The organism is Roseivivax sp. CAU 1753 (assembly GCF_054482575.1).
In genome coordinates this window covers 730,068-749,998 of sequence record NZ_JBTLRF010000001.1, presented here as the reverse complement: position 1 = coordinate 749,998, position 19,931 = coordinate 730,068, and the positions used below count along the sequence as shown (strand labels likewise).

The following is a 19,931-nucleotide window of genomic DNA, read 5'->3' as shown; positions in this document are numbered from 1 at the left end:
TCACATACGGAAACATCGCTGTTGCCGACACGAAGGGTGGAAAAGGTCGATTGCCGACATTCGCTGCGACTGCGAAATCGCGTGTGGATTTTGCCGAAGCTGCAATTCGACTGTCAGGGGTTCCCATGATGCATTTGTCGGCATCACGGGGATAGCCAGAGCACTACTTTCATAAAGAGGCAGGAGCAGAAACGCGTCGGGAAATCGGCTATCAAAGCCGACTTTCACGATACACATGCCTTACGCAGCATGGGCTTCAAATTCCCTCCAAAGCAATTCCGCTACGGTGCGGACGATCGGTTTGGACTGGCGAAACGCATAGATGGTGACGTTGAAGGCAAGATGCGTGTGTGGCAAGTCTATCTCGCACAGCCGCCCTTGCTTCAGCTCTTCCGCGATCATGTGTTCCGGCAGGCGGCCCCAGCCGAGGCCCGCGATCAGAAGGTGCTTCTTTGTGTGCAGGTCGCTGACGTACCAGCGGCGCTGGCCTTTCTGGACGCCGATTTCGCGGTCGAACAGCCCTCCTGCTTGCCCGCTGTCGCTTGCGATGACCTGATGGAAGCGCCGCAGGTCCGAGAGCCGCCTGGGATTGTCCATCTCAGCCCAAAGGGATGGTGACGTAACATTGCGCAACGTCGATGTCCCGAGGGGGATGTAGTCGAAACCCTCTTCCTCGAGCATGATCGAGGACATCGGTGAAATCGCGATTGCCGCGGTTTCCGTTTTTACGGCCTCGATGGCGCCGGACAGAACCTCGGGGCGCAAGACCACGCGGGTCTCGGGAAAGTCCGTTTGCAGTTTGCACAAGACGGGGGTCAGCGCGTTGAGGTTGGTGCTGGCATCCACCGCGATCGTGATCGTTTCTTCCTGCCCTTTCTCGAAATGCTGGATCAACTGACCCAGATCCTCCGCCTCCGTCAAAACGCGCAAGGATTGAAGATAGACCCGTTTGCCGACGGGTGTGAGTTCAAGCCGATACCCCGACCGGTCAAACAATTCGGTTCCGGTCTGGAATTCCAGGGCCTTCAACGCCTGGCTGATCGCTGGCTGTGTCCGGTTGAGGCGTTCGGCGGCCGCTTTGACCGAGCCGGTTTCAACGACGGCGCGCAAGACGTTCAGTTGATCGAGTTTCATCAGGCATCACAAGTTAAGGATTACTTATGTAGATACAAAAAAAGTATAAATATCAATCAAGTTCCGCTTCGCATATCACCGGATCAACAACCGGAGGAATCCAATGAAACACGTTTCGTTCCAAGAACCAGCACAGCCCGATCGAGTCGGTACATTTACCATCGCACGTGCCCTTCCGAACCGGGCTGTGAACGCGGTCGGCCCGTTCCTGCTTCTCGATCATCTGCCCAGGCGCGCAATCGCTGCCGGTGAGTTGCCCGAGCCCGATGGCAGTTTCGCCCATCCCCATCGGGGTATCGTGACCTTCACCTATGTCATGGAAGGCGCCATGACCCATTTCGACAGCCTGGGAAACAACAGCACCGTCACGGCGGGAGGCGTGCAATGGATGAACGCGGGCAACGGCATAATCCATGACGAAATGCTCGCGACGCCCCTGCGCCGTGATGGCGGGGTGCTGCATTCCTTTCAATTCTGGATCAACCTGCCCGCGCCGAACAAGATCGAGCCTGCGCAATACATGCCCGTCTCATCCCCGGACCTGCCCGTTGTAATGCTCGCGGGTGGGCGTGGGGAGGTCAAAGTTTTGCTTGGCGGTTATGATGGGCAATCCTCGCCCATCCCCACCTATGCGGGCGAATTTATCTGGCACGTCAGGATCGAGCCGCTTGCGACGGTCGATATCGCCTTGCAGGCCGGTCTGCCTGTCGCGGGATTCCTGCCGACGCATGGGGCCGTGGTCGGTGATGCCAAGATCGACGCTCATACCCTCATCGGATTGGACGCCCGGGGTGGGACGTTGGAGATAACCAACCCGGCTGTTGAACCGCTCGATCTGCTGCTGTTTGGCGGTGAGGCGATCACCGACCCCATCGCCATGCGCGGCCCGTTTGTCATGAACAGCGACGGCGAGCTGGCGCAAGCGTTCCGCGAGTATCGCGCCGGGAAATTCGGACAGATCACCTATCCCGCCGATCACGCTGCCTACAAATCATAGAATAACGCCGCAAGGCCCCCAAGAAGGTTAGAAATCATGTCACAGAAAATTGCCATTGTCGGCGGCGGTTACATAGGCGCCGAACTCGCGAAGTCTCTCGACGACACCGCGGAAGTCACATTGATCGAGCCGCGCAGTCACTTCGTCCACGCGCCGGCCATGATCCGGGCGGTTGTCGACCCTTCGCTGTTGGATCGCGCTCTTATTCCCTATGATCGGCTGCTCACGAACGGCAGGGTCATCGCGTCCAAGGCAAAAGCCATAGACGCGAAGGGTGTCACGTTGGAGGACGGCACTCGGGTAGAGGCGGATCAAATCGTTGTTGCCACCGGTTCCGGCAACGCCATGCCTTTCAAGCCTCAAGGCGCCGATATCGCGGGCCTCAAGGCGGACAACCAGCGCATTCACCAGCAACTCAAAGCGGCGCGGAGCATCGGCATTGTCGGGGCTGGTGCCGTTGGCACCGAGCTTGCGGGCGAAATCGCCTATGCCATGCCGGACAAGAAGGTAACGTTGATCTCAAGCGACGAGGCGTTGTTCCCCACGATGCCGTCAAAGCTGGGCACCTCTTTGGCTGCGAAACTGCGCAAGGCTGGCGTCACGCTCATTCTTGGCCAGATGGCGGAGAACCTGAAAAGCTTGACCGAGCCTTATGCGGGAACCCTGCAACTCGCCGATGGGTCACAGCACGACTTCGACCTGATCTTTCCGGTTATCGGATCGCGCGCGAATTCCGAGGTGCTTGAAACGCTCGCCGGGGTCCAGAAAACGACGGCAAACCGGATCAAGGTCGACCCGTGGATGCGCCCATCCTCGCTGCCCAATGTTTTCGCGGCCGGCGATGTCGCGGATGCAGGCGACGGGATGACCATTGTCGCCACAAGCCGCCAACTGCCTTGGCTCAAGGCGACGCTGTCCGGATTGGGGCAGGGCAAAACCGTCGAGGACATGAAGCCTTACAAGCCATGGGGCAGCAAGGCGCCGATCCTTGTGCCGCTTGGCCCCAAACAGGGGAATTCCTTCCTTGGTTTCTTCACCGCTGGAGACTTCCTGACCAGCAAGATGAAGGGCGCGGACCTGTTTCTCAAGAAATACGCAAAGCTGCTGAACCGGCCTGAAAGCTGACCAGAACGCGACTGAACCAAACGCCCAAAAGGAAAGACTATGGAAATCTCCCGAAGATCCCTTCTGACGTCAACCGCGTTCGGAGCGGGGTTCCTACTTGTGCCCGGCTTGCGGTCTGCGGCCAGTGCCCAGACGGCCAAACTCGTCATTGGCAACTACGAGGCACCGGGCCTGTACGACCAGGCCGCCCAGGAAGTCGTGACAGACCGCGACGACGGCTATCACAATGACGGAAACCCGCGCCATTACGAGTGGTGGTATTTTGATCTGTTCACCCAGTCAGGCCTCAAGGCCGCGGTGATCCTGATGGACCGCCCGTTGATCATGTTGGACAACCCTGATCTACCGCCGATGTTGATGTTGAACGTCGAACTCCCCGACGGCACCAACCGCGATTTCCAGGTGCCGTTCGCCGGTGTGGACTTCATCGCGTCCGAGGAGCATTGCGACGTAAAGCTGGGCAACAACTGGTGTAAAGGCCGCTATCCGAATTGGCAGCTTCACGCCGAGCATGATGATGTGGTCGTCGACCTTGAGCATGTCGCGACCGTTGAATCCTGGCGTGCCGGATCCGGTGCGATGTATTTCGACGAGGCGCTGACGGTGTTTAACGCGCATGTCGTGCCCGCACCGCGCGCAGTTGTGAACGGCACCATTCGGATCGCGGGCGAAACCATCGCTATCGAGGATGGTCACGGCTATCACGACCACAATTGGGGCAATGCCGGTATCGAAGGCGTTCTCAAGGCGTGGCACTGGGGCCGTGCGGAATGCGGAGATTTCACGCTGAACTTCTCGTATATTCAACACAACGCGGATTACGGCAACAAGGTCGTCTGCAAGTTCATGTTGGCAAAAGACAGTGAAATCCCGCTGAGTACGGGTGAGTTCGAAGACAGTTTCGTCGGTGAAATCCATGTCGGCCCGCAGTCCGGCAACGGCTGGCCTGACGGCTTCCTGATCGAAGCGCCCTACAACGGCGACATGATCCGTATCGAGATTTCGGGCAATCACCTCTTGAGCGACGCGCTCAATTCCGACCAGCAACCGGATGACGAAACCGCACGGCCAGGCTATATCCGTCTTGGCGGCGACATCAGGGTGACGGTGCCACTCGCAGGGGGGGGGCGAGGTCGCAACCGGCAACATCATCCACGAAATGTCCTTCTCGGAAAGTATCCCCAAAGCGGAAGCAAACTGGCTTTTGTAGGTCCAGGCTCGCCCCCCTTGCGAGCATTCGCCGCAAGAGGGGCCCATGATGGCGCGGTTGAAGAGCGCCAAGTCGCGTCTCGGCCAGTTCAAGCCGAACCCGGATCGCCCAGACGTGCTTCGGTTCGAGCGGACGCTTCTGGCCGACGATGAGGCCCTTGTTCCAGGCGGGACAGCAGGCGCGGACGGCTGGCAGGATTGTAGTCGGCATGATGGTTCCTCGGATCCACCGCTCCCGCCACATCTTCGGCACCATGCCGAAGGCTGAACACAGCAAATCCGCTACACTGCGGGGCGACCACGGCGGGCCGAGCCTGCCGCACCGCCGCATGACCGCTTCGAGCTCAATGCAGCCACTCAACCGTGGCAACACCAGATGCACATCGTCTTGGTGGATTTTTCTCGACCAGCCTTCGGCGCTCAGCCGGGATGGAATCCGGCGGTTCTTCGCTCAGAGAGTGCTTCTCCCACTAGGCGATGGACCGACTCACCATGAGCAAGGTATCCATGATCCATTGTTACCGCGTTTTTCTTCGCCATTTTATTGTTTCAAGGAGGAGACTACCGATGCCCGGAGCACCATTCCATTTGTCATTGCTCGATCTGTCTATCGATGCGCTTGCCGGCGGATCGGCCGCCGATCAGGCCATCGCCCAGATTATGAAGGACAATCACGAATTCGCAGCACTGGGTGCGGTTGGCACCGAGATGCTGCGCTATCGCCCAGTCGCGAAAGACGCTGTCGACAAGATCGAGACGGCAGATCTGAACACACTGCCCCAGGCCGATCAACAGGCACTGATCCAAGCGATCTTTCCCAACCCCGAGATGGCGGCCTATGCCGTCGCCTATCGGCAGATCCTGCCGTTTTACAAGGAGATCACGGAGATCCAGCAAACGCTGGAAGATCTCGCCACCGCGGCCGAGAATGAAGATGTGGACGCGTTGAAGGCACTGGAATCTGACGCCCAGGGGCTGCAGGCAAAGTTTCAGAACCTGCAGGGGCTGACCGACGCGATCACCAAGACCTACTCGGCCGGGGCTCTGGGCGCGATTGGCGGGCGTCCCCCGATTCAGGCGACGCCGTCGCTGCCGGCGGCGACATGGCGCGGCTGGGAATACATGCGCTGGAAAGCGACCGGTGACTTCGCCGCGGAGCTCCTCAAACAGGCGGATGGCACGGGCGACGATCAGCTGCGCGCCTACGCCTACGGCTACATGACCCATGTCGGCGGCGCGGCCATTGGCGAACCGTTCTGCAATTCCATAACCGGCGGTCCCTACCGGACCCATTGGTGGCGCAACAAGTATGTCCGCAACCATGTCGACGCGTGGACTCATGGCCGCTACCAAACCCCTGCGACCATGGCTGGCGACACGCCAACACCGGCCTATGCAGACTGGACAAGCCTCTGTGGTGCCATGCTCGACACGATGGTCGACATCGACGGCGTCACCGGCGCGGATGCTGTCGACGCTGTGATCAACGATGCCATGCCTGCGACCCCTCGGTTCGACAAGGTGTCCGCACTCCTTAAGAACACGGTTGCCAACGTTTATGGCGGGCTTGGACAATTCCAGGCCCCGCCGGTCGCAATCAGCGACGAAAGGGCGCTGCGCGAAGCCTATGTCGGCCTGCTGTCCGTGCTGCATTTCATGACCGGAGAGTCGCCGCTTTGCTTCAAACCGCTCGGCCCTCCCCCGCCGGGATCGGAGACCCCGCCGGACTGGTATGGCTCCGGTGGCTCGGGAACGACCCCACCCAATCCCAGCCCCGGCGGCGGTGGCTCGAGCGGCGGGTCCGTCGCGGCCACGATAACGGCGATCATCGCCGCAATTCTCGCGGTGCTGGCCGTCGTTTTCGCAAGCCTCATTCTTGCAGCCGCGGCAGCGGTTGCTGCAATCGTGGCCATCATCACTTTACTGGTCGCGCCCGGCGGGCCGGAATGGGAGGAACTGCGCACCAACATCTACTGGATGCGCATGCAGCTGCAGCAGGCGCTGATCGCGTTGCAGGATGCGCTGGTGACGGGCGGGCTGGGCTATCCGCAGCCCATCCGCCTGGGCACCGCGCCCGCCGGTCCCAACGATCCCTGGCAGCCGGTTGCCGATCAGGATGGCGTGGCACTGACCCGCAGCCGCGAAGGACGCTATCCATTCCGCATGCAGGGCCTGCCGCCGCAGAACGGCCAACCGGCCGTGCCGCCCGATGCGGGCTATCTGCGCGACCCAACCGATGATCCGGAACTGCCTGCGACCCGCTCGCTTTTCGAACAGCAGAACTATGCGGATGCCATCATCGATGGCGCGGGGCTTGCCAATGGCGGCATGATGACCGATCTCGGCCTCTTCCCGACGCGCGACCAGAATTTCGGCGGCGCGCTGGAAAACGCCTTGGATATCATCCGCGGCGCAGCGCAGGGCCTGCCGAGCTACAATCTCGATGGCGACCGCGGCTATGGCTGGAAGACCTGGCGACCACAGCTGGGAACCGCCCCTGCCGACGCCACGCAGCCCGTTCAGGAGGTTCCGGAATGAAACGCCGCGACGATGACCGCTTTGGCAAAGACAATGGAAAGCCCGGCCTCTATTCGGGCCGCAAGAGCGAAACGGAAGATCTCAAGGAGCGGGACCGCAAGGAACCCGACTCCAAGGACTGGGAAAAGTGGGACGGCAAGGTGCCACCCGAACCCTATACGCCCTGGCCCTTTCCGCTTCCGGATTACCGCATCCACGGCAAGGGCGATGACGATCATCCTGTCTATACGCCCTACCTGTTCCTCAACCATGAGGATCCAAACGTGCCGGGCAGTCCGTTCTGGCTGTCACCCGATATCTGGGTGACCAGTACGCTGGGGATCAACCAGCCCGAGGAGGGCAAGGCAAACCAGATCTTTGCCCGGGTCCACAATGCCGGGTTGATGGATGCACTGAATGTCAATGTGCGCTTCTATTGGGCTGACCCCTCCCTCGCGATCACCGATGCCAACATCACGCCCATCGGCGGTGACCCGGCGGCAGCAACGGCGACTGGCGTTTACATCCCGTCTCCCGCCGGACCAGGGCAGGACAGCGCCGTGATGGTACAATGCCCCGTCGAGTGGTTTCCGGAAAAGATCGCCCACCAATGCCTGCTGGTGAAAGCCTGGGCGCCGGGGATCGACCCCAATACCCCGCCCTACGAGCCGGTGCTGGACCCGATAAACGATCGCCATTCGGCCCAACGCAACACCAATGTCGCGTTGCTGCCGCCCGGCTCTGAAACGCAGCTATTGTTGAAGGTCCTCAACATCAGCCGCTTCCCGCAGGAAACGCGGATCGTGGTGCGGGCGCTGCCGGGAGAGTTGGCCCTGGCCCAAGCCCGGGCCATGCAGATCAGAGGCGCCAAGGAATTCCGCCCAGGTCGGCTGTCGCTCCCGGTCAACGCGAAACTGGCGGAAGAGGCAACGTTTCTTCGCCATGACGCTGAAACTTTTGCCCGGCTGATGCGGGTGAAAGATGGGCAGGAGCCAGCCAAGGAGCCGGGTGAGCCGGTGATCACCATCGAAACCACGCTAAAGGCGTTCGAACAGCGTGACCTGCACTTTCAAGCGGTCATGCCTAAGACTGACATCGCCGGAAGTGTCTATGCTTTTGACATTGCCGAATACCTTGGCGGTCTGCGCACCGGCGGCTACACGGCACTCTTGATAGTTGCTTGACGCAATAGCATCCGTAACGCCCTAGCTTGTTCGAAACTGAGTGAACCGGCTAGGGACGTCCATTTCGTCCGCACAGCGGCCGTTCGACAACCGAAATTGCTGTACGAAGCACGAATGGCTGGTCTGGTGAAGCTGCGCTGCGGCGTGGCCTCTCCAAGGTCGGCATGGGGCCGTCCCTGAGGCGGCTTTGGCACATCTGGCACGGGTCTTTCCGCGTCGCCGCAAAGCGGCTCGGAGCCCGATCACGTTACTGGCTGGCCAAACCGACAAGCATGGAGCCGAGGGCGATGAGGTGGATCAGAATGATCGCCTTGTCGTTCCATAGCACGCCGACGATCAGCCAGCCGAGAACGCCGGCGAGGAACAGGTAGAGATTCCAGGGCGTCCAACCGAACCCGGTTCCGGCATAGCCGAGGATCTGGATGATCGAGGCCACCCACTTCACGACGAAAGCGGACTGACCGCGCTCGATGATGTTGGTTGCCTCAGACGCCACGGGTCAGCCCTCCGTCGATCCGCCAGTTCTGTCCGGTGACATAGCCGGCCCCCTCGGAAGCGAGCCAGCCGATCAGCGAGGAGACCTCGTCTTCCTTGCCGTAGCGGCCCATCGGGATGCGCGACCGGCGCTCTTCCGTCTCCGGAAGGCTGTCGATGAAGCCCGGAAGGACGTTGTTCATGCGGATGTTCTGCGCGGCATACTTGTCCGCGTAGAGCTTGGCGAAGCCGGCGAGTCCGGCCCGGAAGATGCCCGAGGTGGGAAAGAGCGGGTCGGGCTCGAAGGCCGCGAAGGTCGAGATGTTGATGATCGTGCCGCCGCCTTGGGCCGCCATGATCGGCGTGACGAGGCGGGTGGGGCGGATCACGTTCAAAAGGTAGACGTCGAGTCCAGCGTGCCAGTCCTCGTCCGTGAGTGCGAGGATGTCACCTTTGGGTCCATGCCCGGCCGAGTTCACCAAAACGTCGACGCGTCCCCAGCGATCCACTGCACCGTCGACGAGCCGTGCGAGATCCTCGGCCGACTGGTTCGATCCGGTGAGACCGTAGCCGCCGAGATCCTGGGCCAGTGCTTCCCCCTTTCCGGAGGAAGAAAGGATGCCGATTCTAAAACCATCGGCGGCCAGGCGTTTCGCGGCACCAGCTCCGATACCGCTGCCACCTGCCGTGATCAGTGCCACTTTTTCTGCTGTCATATCCTAAACTCCTTGCTGGCCAAAAGGTGCCGATTTCTCCTGTTATCCTTTAATTAAGGGCTTTACGTTGCTCCGACCAGCCAGATGGGCTGTTGCGTGAGTGTAGGAAATCTATCGTGCAAGACGAACTTGACCTTCCCCCTCTGAATGGCCTTCGGGCATTCACTGCCGCTGGCAGACATCTGACCTTCCGCGCGGCGGCCGAGGATCTGGGCGTAACTCAAGGCGCGGTCGCCCAGCAGGTGCGCGGTCTCGAGGAGCATCTCGGTCTCCGCTTGTTCCTGAGGGAGCCGCGCGGCCTGGCATTTACCGAGGAGGGGCGCGCCTACCACGCGGCGGTCTCGCGCGCTTTTTCCCAGCTCTTCGACGCAACCGCGGCGCTCCGGTCCGCACCATCGCGGGTGACAATCAGCGTGACCCCGACCTTCGCGTCGAAATGGCTCATCCCGCGGCTTGCGGAGTTCACCGTCGCCCATCCCGAAATCGATCTCCGCATCACCGCCACCGAGCGCGTCTCCAGCTTTCATGCCGACGGGATCGACCTCGCGGTGCGGCAGGGGCGGCCGCCCTTCGGGGCGAGCCTGTGCGCCGACCTTCTGTTCCCTCAGGAGGTCATCGCGGTCTGCTCGCCCAATCTCGTCGCCCAACAGGATGTCCCACTCGATGCGGCAGCGCTGTCTCGCATGACCCTGCTGCACGACACCCACGATCTCTGGCCGAAGTTCCTCGACACGGCGTTCAGGCGCGACGCAGGGCAATCGCGCGGGCTCCGCTTCAACCAGACGACGTTGAGCCTCGACGCGGCTCTGGCCGGACAGGGAGTCGCCCTTGCAAGTCGCTACCTCGTTCAGCGCGACCTGAAAGCAGGTCGCCTTGTGCAACCACTCAACGCCGCCCTTGACGGTGGACAGGACTTCTATCTCTTGACGCCACGACAGGGAGCCTCTGACGCCTCATTGCGCGTGCGGGACTGGTTGCTCGGTATGACGGGCGAAGGCAGCGAATAGCTGGCCCCGGTCCTTCGCTAATTAAGCCGCTGCGTCCCGCGTCCTTCGCCATAAGGGCACTTGCATCATGCGGTCGCAGCGAAAGTCCGGTCTGGTGAAGCTGCATCGCAGCGCTTGACGGCATTGGCAATGGCAGGTTCGGGCCGTTCGTGACGGTCCGGCAGCGAAATCGAGGTCAGCACGGATGGGAAAGGCTCCTGGCGCGACAACGTCTTCGTCGAGCGCCTTTGGCGAACCATCAAGTACGAAGACGTCTGCCTGCGGGCCTACCTGTCCGATTTCCCGAGACCACCTCAGGGCGAACAGCCGACATTCGCTGCGCAGCGTCACAATTGATGTCGGTGAGCGTCAAGCATTTCGATTTGACTCGGTGACCAAGTCACCGTCTTTCACACAAGCCTCATGGCATGGGTTGCTCGTCACTCAAGGAGCACCACCATGACACCTTCAGATCGAAGACCCGCCGATACCTGGTCGCCGCTCTATTTCCTCGCCTCGCTCGGCGCAGGCGGGCTGGCCGTGACCTTCTTCATGTTCCTGATGTTCTGGGTGCCGCATCCCGGCCAGCCCGTCCCGATTTTTGAGGACATCCTGTCCGCTTTCACGCAGGGCGCCTGGCCGTTGAAAATGGCGATAACCGCTGCTGTAACCGGTATTTCGGGGTTCGCCTTTCTCAACATCAAGCTGCTGGTCTGGAATCTGGCCCGGCTGTTCGAATTTCGGAAGACCGACGCCTATGACAGTCTAATCCGGTCGAACGGTGAGACGCAGTTTCTGGCGATGCCCTTAGCTCTCGCGATGAGCGTCAATGTCGGGTTCATCCTCGGGCTGGTTTTCGTCCCCAGACTTTGGACCCTTATAGAATACCTGTTTCCGCTGGCGCTGATCGCATTTGCACTGATCTCCTATCTCGCCTTTCGCAGGATCGGTGGTTTTCTCGGGCGGGTGCTGAGCGAGGGCGGCGTCTTCGATGTCACCGCGAACAATTCCTTCGCGCAGCTCTTGCCAGCGTTTGCCTTGTCGATGATCGCGGTCGGCCTGTCCGCGCCGGCTGCGATGAGCGGCAATCCCCTGATCGTCGGCATCTCATTGATCCTATCGGTCATGGTAGGCGCGATCGCGGCGCTTTACGGTCTGGTCGCAGCAATTACCGCGTTCAATTCAATGCTCCACCACGGCACCGCCCGGGAAAGCGCGCCGACCCTGATGGTTGTGGTGCCGATCCTGACGGTGCTCGGCATCATGACCATGCGGCAGGAGCACGGGCTGCATACGACCTTCGATGCTCATGGGGCGCGGGCGGACACGCTGATCCTCACGACCTCGATCCTTGCCATCCAACTCGTCTTTCTCGCGCTTGGATTGCTGGTGCTGCGGCGCCAGAAATACGCGGATGCCTACCTGCGGGGTGCGGGCAATTCGGCGGGTGCCTATGCGCTGGTCTGTCCGGGCGTGGCGCTGAGCGTGATGCTGCATTTCTGGATTAACAAAGGCCTTGTCGGCGCGGGTCTGATCGCCCATTTCGGTGCCGCCTATTGGGCGCTCTCGATGCTCGCCGTCGCGGCGCAGGTGGCGATGATCGCGCTCGTTCTCTACCTCAACCACCGCCACTTCACGCCGCGCGGAAACGCTCAGGCCGTCGCGGCGGAGTGATCCAGACCGCGCGAGAGGCAGTCCCCCGCAACGCCCAGAAAGTGGATGCCGGAATGACGCAACATGCCCGATCGACAGCCGGAGCCGCACTGGCGCAGGCGTTGCGGGACGCAGGCGGCGTTGAGGCCCGTATGGAGCCGGGACAGACGGCCTTTCGTTGCCATGGAATGCCACAGGCCTTCGTCTTCGTCACGGAGGGCAAGCTAAAGGTTCATTTCCGCACGGTGGAGCGACAGGTACCCTGGGCCGAATACCGTGCGGCGGCGGGTCAGGATTGCATGCCGGTGACGGCGGCGATCCTCGGCGGGTGCGATATCCGGGTTCCGGCGACATGCACGACGCCCTGCGTGTGGATCGCTTTGCCGCCCGCTGAGCTTGTGCGTTTGGCGCATAGCGATCCCGGCTTTCAAAAAGCGCTGTTTGCCACCCATGCCGCCCGCCTACCGACCTTCTTTGCGCGCCTATCGTCCCGGAACACGATCGGCGCCGAGCGATTGCTCGCGGATTGGCTGCCGGGCCATGCCAGCGAGGGATTGGTTCTGGCCACGCATGGCGACATTGCCCGCGATCTTCTGACCGCGCGGGAGGTGGTAACCCGCAGGTTGCAGGATTTCGCGGCGAAAGGCTGGATCTTGCAGGAGCGTGGGCGCATTCGCCTCGATGCACCTGCCGCCCTGAGACGTCTGTCGCGGGGTCGCGGTGCGGTCCGCGCCTTCTGGCCGCAATCGACCAGGCGCCTACCGGTCTGAGCGCGGCAGGCAGAGGAAAGATCCGGCATGACCTATTCGGACAGCTACGCGGCACGCGCATCGAAAGATCGCGCCAAAACGCGCATCATCGCCCCTGTCGCCCGCGACCTTGGCAAAGCCGGGCTGTTGTCGGTGCTGGCGGGTATGCTCTGGCCGATCCAGGCCGCCGTTCTGGCCTGGGCCGTATCAGGCTGGGCCGCGGGTGCGACGCCCTTTGAGGTCGCGTGGATCGCCGCCGCTCTGTTCTTCCTCTGTGCGGTATTGCGCGCTCTGCTGGAGCATCGCTCCGGCGCGCTCCTATTCGACGTTGCGGATCGCGTGATCGCCCGGGAACGCGCATTGCTTCTGGCACGCGAGGCCAGGTTCCCAGCCGCCGCAGGCTCCGCCCAGATCGCATCGCTGGCGGTGCAGAAACTTCCGCTCCTGCAGCCGTGGATCACCCGGTACCACGTCGCGATGAAACGCGCCTCGGTCCTTCCGGTGGTTCTGCTGATCCTCGCCTTTTCGCAATCCTGGGTCGCAGGTCTCACGCTTCTGATCGCCGGGCCGCTCATTCCGGTCTTCATGGCGCTGGTCGGCATGGCGGCAGAGGATGCCTCGCGGCGGCAGATGGACGAGATCGCGACTATGAACGACATGGCCCTCGACCGGCTGGCGGCGATGCTGGATATCCGCCTGCTCGGCGCGACGGAGCGGGTTGCCGCCGACTTCGCCACGCGTGCCGATGTCTTGCGCGAGCGGACGATGGCGGTGCTGCGGATCGCGTTCCTGTCATCCACAGTGCTTGAGCTGTTCTCGGCGCTCGGGGTGGCGATGGTCGCGGTTTTCGTGGGGTTCACGCTTCTGGGCGAGATCGGGTTCGGATATTGGGGCAGCGAGCTAACCCTCGGGGAAGGCCCGTTCCTTCTGCTGATCGCGCCCGAGTTTTTCCAACCGCTCCGCGACCTTGCCGCCGCCTGGCACGACCGCGCGGCAGGGTTTGCCGTGGTGGCCGATTTGGACGCGCTGGACGTCGCCCCGCGCACGGGCCTTGTGGGCCCCGGCGAGGGCGCGGAGCCGCTCGACGGTACGCTCGAAGTGCAGATATCGGGCGCTGTGGCAAACGTTGCGGGGCGCGAGGTGCGGCTGCCCGATTTTATCCTGCGGACCGGAGACAGCCTCGCCCTGACGGGGTTGAGCGGCGTGGGCAAGACCACGGTCTTGGCCGCGCTGGCGGGCCTTGTGCCGCTGGCGACAGGCGAAATCAGGGTGTGCGGAAGGCGATTGAGCGCGGACAATGCGGATGCGTGGCGGGCGCGGATCGCCATGATGCCGCAGCGTGCGCACTTCCCCGACGAGACGTTGCGCACTTGGCTGGATACCAAGGGGACCGGCGCGGACCCGATGCCCGCGCTGGAGCTTGCCGATGCGGCCGATATCGTGCGCCGACTGCCGGATGGCCTTGAGACACGGCTCGGGGAAACCGGAGGCGGCGTGTCGGGCGGCGAGGCGCGCAGGCTTCTTTTGACGCGTGCGATCCTGGCCGGTGCCGACCTGATCCTTGCAGATGAGCCGACAGCCGATCTCGATCCCGATACGGCGCACCGGATCGTGGCATCTCTGCGACGCCTGCAATCCGAGGGGCGTACGATCCTCGTGGCCACCCATGATCCAGTCCTTTCGACGGCGTTGGACGCCCGCATCGCGGTGGCATGATGAGGGCCGTCCTTCGCATCGCGATGCTCTTTGTGCGGGCCGATCCCCGGGCCGTGGCGCGGGGGGCCGCATTGTTCTGGGGCGCGCTGATCGCGGCGGCGGTTTTCGCGCTGACCGCATTCATCGGCAATTGCCCGCTTTATAGCATCGTCGGCCTGAAAACCTGCCGCGATTGCTGAGGCACGGGGCTTCCCGATTGTCCGCTCAAGGATGATCGGGGCACCGCATCCGTCCCGTCAAAACGCCCCCCTCGAGGAAATACGAACATGACCGCCTATCCCGTCAACATGGACGTCAAACCCGACGTTCAGGCCTTCTTTGACGAGGCCACGAACACGATCAGCTATATCGTCAAGGATCCGTCCTCGTCCGCATGCGCCATCGTCGATAGCGTGATGGATATCGATTACGCTGCGGGCCGGATCACCTATGACCACGCGGACGAACTGATCCGCCAGATAAAGGCGCAGGGCCTCAAGCTCGAATGGATCATCGAGACGCATGTCCATGCCGACCACCTATCGGCCGCGCCCTACATCCAGCAGGAGCTGGGCGGCAAGATCGGCATCGGCTCGAAGATCATGGTCGTGCAAGACACATTCGGTAAGGTCTTCAATGAAGGCACCGAGTTTCAGCGCGACGGCAGCCAATTCGACCGATTGTTCGAGGATGGCGATACCTACCGGATCGGCAACATGCAGGCCTTTGCCATGTATACGCCCGGCCATACGCCGGCCTGCATGGTTCATGTCATGGGCGACGCGGCCTTTGTGGGCGATACGCTGTTCATGCCGGATGGCGGTTCGGCCCGGGCGGATTTCCCCGGTGGGGATGCCGCCGTGCTGTTCGACAGCATCCGGAAGGTGCTGGCGCTGCCCGACGCGATGCGTCTCTTCATGTGCCACGATTACGGGCCGAACGGACGCGATATTCAGTGGGAGACCACGGTGGGCGACGAGAAGGCGCACAACATCCATGTGGGCGGCGGCAAGACGAAGGAGGATTTCGTCCGCTTCCGCACCGAGCGGGATGCAACGCTTGGCATGCCGAAGCTCATCATTCCGTCCCTGCAAGTGAACATGCGTGCGGGCGCGGTTCCGACGGATGCCGACGGGAACCCGATGCTCAAAGTGCCCATAAATGGCCTGTGAAAGGACGACAGGATGAGACTTTCCGCACTCGTGATGGCGCTCACCCTCGCCGTTTCCCCGGCCTGGAGCCAGGAGACCCGACCCGGCGCGCATTTCGTCGAAGACTGGGATATCGACGGCGACGGGGTGGTCGACCTTATAGATGCAAAGACGCGGTGCGCGAATGTCTTCCTGACCTTCGATGCCGACGATAGCGGCGCGCTCGATGCTGCCAATTATGTCTATTTCGACGCGGCAGGTGCGAACGACATGGAACAGATGGGTGCCAAGGGTGCCGGTCTGGCCATGCGCCGCGCCTCCGAAAGCATGACACTCGCCTTCAATGACATCGACGGCAATGGAGAGGTCTTGCGCGCGGAATACCTCGCTCGGGCAAGCGGCTGGCTGGCGATGTTCGATCGCTACGGCAACGGGCAAGTCACCTCATTGGATTTCTGGCGTGGATAAGGGGAAGAACATGGAACTGAAGACGATATCACCGAAGGTCACCGTCAGCCCGCAGATCACACCGGAAGATATTCCGGCCATCGCCGCGCAAGGCTTCCGCGCGATCATCTGCAACCGGCCGGACGGAGAGGGGGCCGATCAGCCCTCGTTCGAGGAGATCGAGGCCGCCGCCACGGCCGCCGGGATCACGGCACGCTATGTCCCGGTGCAAACGGGCATGGTGAGCGATGCGGATGTCGCGGATTTCGGCGCGGCGATGAAAGACCTTCAGCGTCCGGTCCTGGCCTATTGCCGGACGGGAACGCGGTCGGCCACGCTTTGGTCCTTCCACGAATCCAGGAAACGCCCGATCTCCGAGATCCTCGCCGCGACGCAGGCGGCAGGCTATGACATGAACGGCGTGGCGCGCCGCATCGCCAATGGCGGCAAGACGCCAACCGATACGGGCGATGCGCATTTCGAGGTGGTGATCGTGGGGGCGGGTGCGGGCGGCATTTCGGCTGCGGCCAGCCTCAAGGCGCGCAAGCCCGGTCTGAATGTCGCGGTGATCGACCCGGCGGATATCCACTATTATCAGCCAGGCTGGACCATGGTCGGCGGAGGGGTCTTCGACGCGCAGACGACCGCCAAGACGATGGGCAGCCTTATTCCGAAAGGCGTACATTGGATCAAGTCGGCTGTCGCGGCTTTCGAGCCGAAGAACAATGCGGTGATCCTCGATGGCTGCCGCGTCGTGAAATACGACCGGTTGGTAGTCTGTCCGGGCCTGAAGCTCGACTGGGCCAAGGTCGAGGGGCTGGAGGACACGCTGGGTCGCAACGGCGTCACCTCGAATTACCGCTATGATCTCGCTCCCTACACCTGGCAGCTGGTGCAGCAGATGAAGGAGGGGCGGGCGATCTTCACCCAGCCGCCCATGCCGATCAAATGCGCAGGCGCACCGCAGAAGGCCATGTATCTGTCGGGCGATACTTGGCATCGCCGCGGCGTTCTGAAGGATATCGATATCCAGTTCATGAATGCGGGCGGGGTTCTCTTCGGGGTGAAGGATTACGTCCCGGCGCTTGAGAAATACGTCGAGAAATACGACGCGACGCTGAACTTCTTTCACAACCTCGTCGCGGTCGACGGGCCGGGCAAGACGGCGACCTTCAAGGTCGCAAGGCCCGAGACCGAGCCCACCGAAGTCACCGTCGATTTCGATATGCTCCATGTTTGCCCGCCCCAGACCGCGCCGGATTTCATTCGTGTCTCGCCATTGGCGGATGCGGCAGGGTGGGTCGACGTGGATCAGGCCACGCTGCGCCACAAGGAATATGAGAATATCTGGTCGCTCGGCGATGTGATGAACGCGCCCAACGCAAAGACGGCTGCGGCCGCGCGCAAGCAGGCGCCGACCGTGGCCGCCAATATCGTGGCCGATATCGCCGGACGCTCCGCCGTGGCGCAATATGACGGCTACGGCTCCTGTCCGCTCACCGTCGAGCGCGGCAAGATCGTTCTGGCGGAGTTCGGATATGGCGGCGCCCTGCGGCCATCGTTCCCCAGCTTCCTTCTGGATGGCACCAAGCCCTCGCGCGCGGCGTGGTTCCTGAAGGAAACTGTTCTGCCGCCGATCTATTGGAAGGCGATGCTCAAGGGCAAGGAATGGATGGCCAAGCCTGAAAAGCTGAAGGCCGCCGCCGAGTAGATCTCACGCGAATTGCTCATCGCCTTCCACGATGCGCGATAACTGACGGACGGAGCGCGCGCGTTTCGTCCGTCGTTTTTCATTGGATTGCAGAATGACACCCCAGCTAAGTCGTTATCTCCCTATCCTAGATTGGGGCCGCTGGTACGACCGCAATGCGTTCTCGAACCACGTTGTGCGCTTCTTGCGGGTCTGCCCCCGCAGGCCGGCATCTACGCCTCATTTGCGCCAGCGCATTCTCGGAAAGCTGATCGCCATGTATGGAAGCGAACTGCTTATTCGTGAGAAGGATAGGCCAATCGCGCATGGCTCACGAAGTTTCACTCAAATTATTCAAAGACTGGTGTCGCGGGCGCAGTCGAACAGAACGCCCGAGCAGGTTGCGCGGAAGCTTCTTGAGCCGACGGAACAGGGAAATGTGAACTGGTATTCGATCCGGCGAACCTATGCCGACTGGCTCGATAAGCGCGTAAGTGGTGCAGCAATCAGTGCGGTCATGGGGCATTTCAAAAACTCATCGCGAACCAGAAGGCAGCTTTTCGAAACAGGGAGTCCAACCACTGATCTCTGCAAGCGCCGGAAACTGGGGCCGGTCCTCGAGGTCGCGGCTGTGCTTGATGAGGAGTGGCGGCCTTTCATTCAGCCGTTTACGAGCGTAGATCTAAGATCTGAAAGCAGGCGGCTGATGCACGCTGATGCAAGAAATTGATAAAATATCTAATTTTCAATATTTTAGATGGTAGAGATAACAGTGTACATGACGTGGCGATCACCCGGGAGTCGCCGAATTATCGCGTCGGGTGACCGTCACGCCGGCCGCAATCGGTCGCGGCAAAGGGTCGGTCCGGGACCGATCCGATGGCCTCATGCCGACAGCCGTCGTGGCCGTTTCGGCCAGAGACGCGGCACGGAACCGGTGTGTGACGCAGGGCCGCCGTCCTTGACGCCACATCGCCAGGACGTAGCCGTCGGTCACGCGTTCGATCGCACGGGCAGGTTGGGATGACCCCCGGCGCGCGCGTTCAGGTGGCAATCGCGCTGCTCGACCAGATTATCGCGGGACAGGCCGCCGAACAGGTCCTGACGCGCTGGGCCCGCGGGGCGCGCTTTGCCGGTTCCGGCGATCGGGCGGCCATTCGCGACCATGTGTTCGACGCCCTGCGGATGTGGCGATCCAGCGCCGCGGCGGGCGGTGGCGCGGATGGGCGGGCGCGCATGATCGGGCTGTTGCACCTCAAGGGGCAGGATCACGCGGCGCTGTTCACCGGCCAGGGATACGCGCCTGCACCGCTGACTGCGGCAGAGGCGGCAGCTCATGCGGTGGGCGGGGCGGAGGCGCGCGATGTGCCGGACTGGCTCTGGCCCGAGTTCGAAGTGAGCCTGGGGTCCGATGCGGCGGCAGTTGCCGAGGCGCTGCGCCATCGCGCGCCAGTTACGCTGCGGGCCAACCTGCTCCGGACAGATCGGTCCGAGGCCGCAAGGGTGCTGGCGGAAGATGGTATCGCGACGCTGCCCAACCCACGCGCGGAGACGGCGCTGACGGTCACCGAAAACCCCCGCCGCGTGGCCCGGTCACGCGCTTTCCGCGACGGGTTGGTCGAATTGCAGGATGCGGCCTCGCAGGCGGCGATTGCCGATCTTCCGCTGAAAACCGGCATGCGGGTGCTTGATTATTGCGCGGGCGGTGGCGGCAAGAGCCTTGCCATGGCGGCGCGTCTTCGGGGGGCGGTTTCGGCGCATGATGCCGCGCCCGAGCGCATGCGGGACATTCCCCAGCGGGCCGCGCGTGCCGGGGCCGAAATCACCGTCGATCCTGCACCCACCGGGCGATTCGATCTGGTTCTCTGCGACGTGCCGTGTTCCGGCAGCGGCACATGGCGACGCGCGCCCGAGGCCAAATGGCGATTGACGCCGGAACGGCTTGCCGATCTCGTGGTGATCCAAGCCGCGATCCTGCGCGACGCGGCCCGTCTTCTGGGCCCGGGCGGAACGCTGGCCTATGCCACGTGCTCTGTTTTCAAACGGGAAAACGCGGATCAGGTCGCTGGTTTTCTGCATAGCCATCCCGAATTCACGCTGTGCCGGGACTCTCAGGCACAGCCCGACGGCGATGGGGATGGATTCTACCACGCAGTATTGACGCGCGAATGAATACTGCTTTACGCAACTAAAGGTAGAATTTT

Annotated in this window: 17 protein-coding genes and 1 pseudogene; 14 read left to right on the top strand and 4 right to left on the bottom strand. The window is 62.2% G+C overall.

Annotation, left to right across the window (positions count from 1 at the left end):
- Positions 1–240: 240 nt before the first annotated feature.
- Entirely contained in the window at positions 241–1,134 is an 894-nt protein-coding gene (locus ACXYMN_RS03415; RefSeq protein ID WP_459012025.1) for a LysR family transcriptional regulator, read from the bottom strand.
- A gap of 103 nt (positions 1,135–1,237) precedes the next feature.
- Here ACXYMN_RS03415 and ACXYMN_RS03410 point away from each other — a divergent pair, with 103 nt between their 5' ends.
- Positions 1,238–2,131, top strand: coding sequence for a pirin family protein (locus ACXYMN_RS03410; protein WP_459012023.1), 894 nt, complete (start codon positions 1,238–1,240; stop codon positions 2,129–2,131).
- 36 nt (positions 2,132–2,167) lie between these two features.
- Positions 2,168–3,256: an NAD(P)/FAD-dependent oxidoreductase gene (locus ACXYMN_RS03405; protein WP_459012022.1), complete on the top strand. Its 1,089-nt coding sequence runs from the start codon at positions 2,168–2,170 to the stop codon at positions 3,254–3,256.
- A gap of 1,257 nt (positions 3,257–4,513) precedes the next feature.
- Here the strand turns inward: ACXYMN_RS03405 and ACXYMN_RS03400 are convergent.
- Positions 4,514–4,676: pseudogene (locus ACXYMN_RS03400) on the bottom strand (integrase); the annotation flags it as partial.
- Between the two features lie 281 nt (positions 4,677–4,957).
- On the opposite strand from ACXYMN_RS03400, the gene ACXYMN_RS03395 reads away from it, so the two are divergent.
- Both ACXYMN_RS03395 and ACXYMN_RS03390 read left to right on the top strand, forming a co-directional pair.
- A complete protein-coding gene (locus tag ACXYMN_RS03395; RefSeq protein ID WP_459012021.1) occupies positions 4,958–7,003 on the top strand; it encodes a hypothetical protein in 2,046 nt (681 codons plus the stop codon).
- The gene (locus ACXYMN_RS03390) at positions 7,000–8,166 is read left to right on the top strand and encodes a CARDB domain-containing protein (protein ID WP_459012020.1); all 1,167 of its coding nucleotides are present in this window, start codon (positions 7,000–7,002) and stop codon (positions 8,164–8,166) included. Before ACXYMN_RS03395 ends, ACXYMN_RS03390 begins: the two co-directional genes overlap by 4 nt.
- Positions 8,167–8,413: 247 nt before the next feature.
- Here the strand turns inward: ACXYMN_RS03390 and ACXYMN_RS03385 are convergent, their stop codons facing one another.
- Both ACXYMN_RS03385 and ACXYMN_RS03380 read right to left on the bottom strand, forming a co-directional pair.
- Positions 8,414–8,662 (bottom strand): DUF6552 family protein, encoded by a 249-nt coding sequence (locus ACXYMN_RS03385; RefSeq protein ID WP_459012019.1) that lies wholly within the window; start codon positions 8,660–8,662, stop codon positions 8,414–8,416.
- On the bottom strand, positions 8,652–9,356 hold the full coding sequence (locus ACXYMN_RS03380; RefSeq protein WP_459012018.1) for an SDR family oxidoreductase: 705 nt from the start codon (positions 9,354–9,356) through the stop codon (positions 8,652–8,654). The genes ACXYMN_RS03385 and ACXYMN_RS03380 overlap by 11 nt, the downstream gene beginning before the upstream one ends.
- A gap of 116 nt (positions 9,357–9,472) precedes the next feature.
- Here ACXYMN_RS03380 and ACXYMN_RS03375 point away from each other — a divergent pair, with 116 nt between their 5' ends.
- The 10 genes from ACXYMN_RS03375 to ACXYMN_RS03330 all read left to right on the top strand — a co-directional run bounded on the left by ACXYMN_RS03375 (position 9,473) and on the right by ACXYMN_RS03330 (position 19,899).
- Positions 9,473–10,363 (top strand): LysR substrate-binding domain-containing protein, encoded by an 891-nt coding sequence (locus ACXYMN_RS03375; protein WP_459012017.1) that lies wholly within the window; start codon positions 9,473–9,475, stop codon positions 10,361–10,363.
- A 438-nt stretch (positions 10,364–10,801) separates the two neighbouring features.
- Positions 10,802–12,016, top strand: coding sequence for a TsoY family (seleno)protein (locus tag ACXYMN_RS03370; protein ID WP_459012016.1), 1,215 nt, complete (start codon positions 10,802–10,804; stop codon positions 12,014–12,016).
- Between the two features lie 53 nt (positions 12,017–12,069).
- Positions 12,070–12,765: a Crp/Fnr family transcriptional regulator gene (locus ACXYMN_RS03365; RefSeq protein WP_459012015.1), complete on the top strand. Its 696-nt coding sequence runs from the start codon at positions 12,070–12,072 to the stop codon at positions 12,763–12,765.
- A 27-nt stretch (positions 12,766–12,792) separates the two neighbouring features.
- Positions 12,793–14,460, top strand: coding sequence for an ABC transporter ATP-binding protein/permease (locus tag ACXYMN_RS03360; RefSeq protein WP_459012014.1), 1,668 nt, complete (start codon positions 12,793–12,795; stop codon positions 14,458–14,460).
- Positions 14,460–14,639 (top strand): YgaP family membrane protein, encoded by a 180-nt coding sequence (locus tag ACXYMN_RS03355; protein WP_459012013.1) that lies wholly within the window; start codon positions 14,460–14,462, stop codon positions 14,637–14,639. The genes ACXYMN_RS03360 and ACXYMN_RS03355 overlap by 1 nt, the downstream gene beginning before the upstream one ends.
- An 87-nt stretch (positions 14,640–14,726) precedes the next feature.
- On the top strand, positions 14,727–15,611 hold the full coding sequence (locus tag ACXYMN_RS03350; protein ID WP_459012012.1) for an MBL fold metallo-hydrolase: 885 nt from the start codon (positions 14,727–14,729) through the stop codon (positions 15,609–15,611).
- A gap of 12 nt (positions 15,612–15,623) precedes the next feature.
- Positions 15,624–16,058 carry an EF-hand domain-containing protein gene (locus ACXYMN_RS03345; protein WP_459012011.1) on the top strand — a complete coding sequence of 145 codons (435 nt, stop codon included), beginning with the start codon at positions 15,624–15,626 and terminating at the stop codon, positions 16,056–16,058.
- A gap of 10 nt (positions 16,059–16,068) precedes the next feature.
- Entirely contained in the window at positions 16,069–17,748 is a 1,680-nt protein-coding gene (locus ACXYMN_RS03340) for a bifunctional protein tyrosine phosphatase family protein/NAD(P)/FAD-dependent oxidoreductase (protein ID WP_459012009.1), read from the top strand.
- A 94-nt stretch (positions 17,749–17,842) separates the two neighbouring features.
- Positions 17,843–18,457, top strand: coding sequence for a hypothetical protein (locus ACXYMN_RS03335; protein ID WP_459012008.1), 615 nt, complete (start codon positions 17,843–17,845; stop codon positions 18,455–18,457).
- Between the two features lie 293 nt (positions 18,458–18,750).
- Positions 18,751–19,899, top strand: coding sequence for an RsmB/NOP family class I SAM-dependent RNA methyltransferase (locus ACXYMN_RS03330; RefSeq protein WP_459012007.1), 1,149 nt, complete (start codon positions 18,751–18,753; stop codon positions 19,897–19,899).
- Positions 19,900–19,931: the final 32 nt, after the last annotated feature.

Excerpts from the sequence above, each read along its gene's own strand:
- ACXYMN_RS03415 (WP_459012025.1), bottom strand. The coding sequence starts at position 1,134 with ATGAAACTCGATCAACTGAACGTCTTGCGCGCCGTCGTTGAAACCGGC.
- ACXYMN_RS03410 (WP_459012023.1), top strand. The coding sequence starts at position 1,238 with ATGAAACACGTTTCGTTCCAAGAACCAGCACAGCCCGATCGAGTCGGT.
- ACXYMN_RS03405 (WP_459012022.1), top strand. The coding sequence starts at position 2,168 with ATGTCACAGAAAATTGCCATTGTCGGCGGCGGTTACATAGGCGCCGAA.
- ACXYMN_RS03395 (WP_459012021.1), top strand. The coding sequence starts at position 4,958 with ATGAGCAAGGTATCCATGATCCATTGTTACCGCGTTTTTCTTCGCCAT.
- ACXYMN_RS03390 (WP_459012020.1), top strand. The coding sequence starts at position 7,000 with ATGAAACGCCGCGACGATGACCGCTTTGGCAAAGACAATGGAAAGCCC.
- ACXYMN_RS03380 (WP_459012018.1), bottom strand. The coding sequence starts at position 9,356 with ATGACAGCAGAAAAAGTGGCACTGATCACGGCAGGTGGCAGCGGTATC.
- ACXYMN_RS03370 (WP_459012016.1), top strand. The coding sequence starts at position 10,802 with ATGACACCTTCAGATCGAAGACCCGCCGATACCTGGTCGCCGCTCTAT.
- ACXYMN_RS03365 (WP_459012015.1), top strand. The coding sequence starts at position 12,070 with ATGACGCAACATGCCCGATCGACAGCCGGAGCCGCACTGGCGCAGGCG.
- ACXYMN_RS03360 (WP_459012014.1), top strand. The coding sequence starts at position 12,793 with ATGACCTATTCGGACAGCTACGCGGCACGCGCATCGAAAGATCGCGCC.
- ACXYMN_RS03355 (WP_459012013.1), top strand. The coding sequence starts at position 14,460 with ATGAGGGCCGTCCTTCGCATCGCGATGCTCTTTGTGCGGGCCGATCCC.
- ACXYMN_RS03350 (WP_459012012.1), top strand. The coding sequence starts at position 14,727 with ATGACCGCCTATCCCGTCAACATGGACGTCAAACCCGACGTTCAGGCC.
- ACXYMN_RS03345 (WP_459012011.1), top strand. The coding sequence starts at position 15,624 with ATGAGACTTTCCGCACTCGTGATGGCGCTCACCCTCGCCGTTTCCCCG.
- ACXYMN_RS03340 (WP_459012009.1), top strand. The coding sequence starts at position 16,069 with ATGGAACTGAAGACGATATCACCGAAGGTCACCGTCAGCCCGCAGATC.
- ACXYMN_RS03335 (WP_459012008.1), top strand. The coding sequence starts at position 17,843 with ATGACACCCCAGCTAAGTCGTTATCTCCCTATCCTAGATTGGGGCCGC.
- ACXYMN_RS03330 (WP_459012007.1), top strand. The coding sequence starts at position 18,751 with ATGACCCCCGGCGCGCGCGTTCAGGTGGCAATCGCGCTGCTCGACCAG.